Source organism: Parapedobacter soli, from assembly GCF_025460835.1.
Lineage (GTDB): Bacteria > Bacteroidota > Bacteroidia > Sphingobacteriales > Sphingobacteriaceae > Parapedobacter > Parapedobacter soli.
In genome coordinates this window covers 1-458 of the sequence record NZ_JAMXAY010000169.1, presented here as the reverse complement: position 1 = coordinate 458, position 458 = coordinate 1, and the positions used below count along the sequence as shown (strand labels likewise).

The window sequence follows — 458 nt, the reverse complement described above, 5'->3', positions numbered from 1 at the left end:
CCCAGGGTAATCCTGCTCATGGAAGCATAGGCTGACACAATATGCAGCGAGGACTTCTTGCCGCCGGAACCGGCTAACCCTCGCACTGTTTTGCCGTCCAGTGACACCACAAGACCATCGGTGATTCTATGGATGGTATTTACCCAATCCATAAAGCAGTCACCGAATGCTTGCGGGCATAGCGCAATGAAAACGTCACTGATCGTGTCATGTGACGGTATACCCGATTTGAAAGGATAAAATTTACGGAGCCAGTCCAGCTTCACCTGGCCGAAGGTCTGAATGCCAGTCCAGCAGTTCACCCCGCTAACGCATGCCGATATGGTCAGGAAAAGGATCTCCTCAAGCGGGTAGATATGGTGTCCTTTAGTAGTTCTGCGCGGATCTTTCAAGGTGGAGAAACTATCAGCGAAAATTTTGGTGTTTTGGTATTCTCGGGTCGTGTAAGGCATTTTTTT

1 protein-coding gene is annotated in these 458 nt (G+C 49.3%); it reads right to left on the bottom strand.

The window, feature by feature from the left end; translation table 11 throughout:
• The coding region (locus NGM62_RS22055) for an ISAs1 family transposase (RefSeq protein ID WP_262250459.1) at window positions 1-452 on the bottom strand (452 nt) is incomplete at its 3' end.
• Between the last annotated feature and the right edge of the window lie 6 nt (window positions 453-458).